The 592-nt window shown below is 67.7% G+C and carries 2 protein-coding genes; both read right to left on the bottom strand.

Annotated features, from left to right (window positions below; translation table 11 throughout):
• A partial coding sequence (locus tag SO180_RS42480) for a chemotaxis protein CheW (protein WP_449384720.1) occupies positions 1–155 on the bottom strand: 155 nt, incomplete at its 3' end.
• Between the two features lie 92 nt (positions 156–247).
• Positions 248–592 (bottom strand): response regulator (locus tag SO180_RS42475; RefSeq protein WP_449384719.1); only part of this gene is annotated, 345 nt, incomplete at its 5' end.

The following is a 592-nucleotide window of genomic DNA, read 5'->3' as shown; positions in this document are numbered from 1 at the left end:
GCGATCTCGCGGGAGGCGAGCGGCACGCGGGTGACGCGCTCGGGCATGAACACGTCCTGCACGCGTGAGATCGGCAGGCCGAAGAGCTGGCCGCCGATCATCGCGGTGACGTATTCGACCATGGCGCCTTCGGCGGATTGGGTCTTGCTGCTCATCTGTGTTTCCCCTGCCTCGTCTTGAGCATGATCTTCTCGGAAATCCGCTTCACACTTTGCGCTAACGCGGCCCTTCGGGTCCGGATCATGCTCTACGCCGCCGCCCGGCTGAGCTCGGAGGCGCCGGCGGCACCCGCGGTCTGTTCCTTCAGCGCCGCGATCAGACCGGGACGGTCGAACTTGGCGACATAGTCGTGGAAGCCGGCCTGCCGGCCGCGCTCGATCGCCGCCGGCGAGACCAGCGCCGACAGCCCGATGATCGGCATCGCGACGAGATTGTGGTCGGAGCGGATAACTTCCGCGAACTCGAACCCGTTCATGTCGGGCATCTCGATGTCGGTCAGCACGACGTCGAAGGTCTGCGCGCGCAGCGCGGCGAGCCCCTCCTGCGCGGTCGGCGCGGTGCGGACGCGGTAGCCGGCGGCTTTCAGCACCGG

It is taken from the genome of Bradyrhizobium sp. UFLA05-112 (genome assembly GCF_053572325.1).
This window is presented reverse-complemented; position numbering and strand designations above follow the sequence as displayed.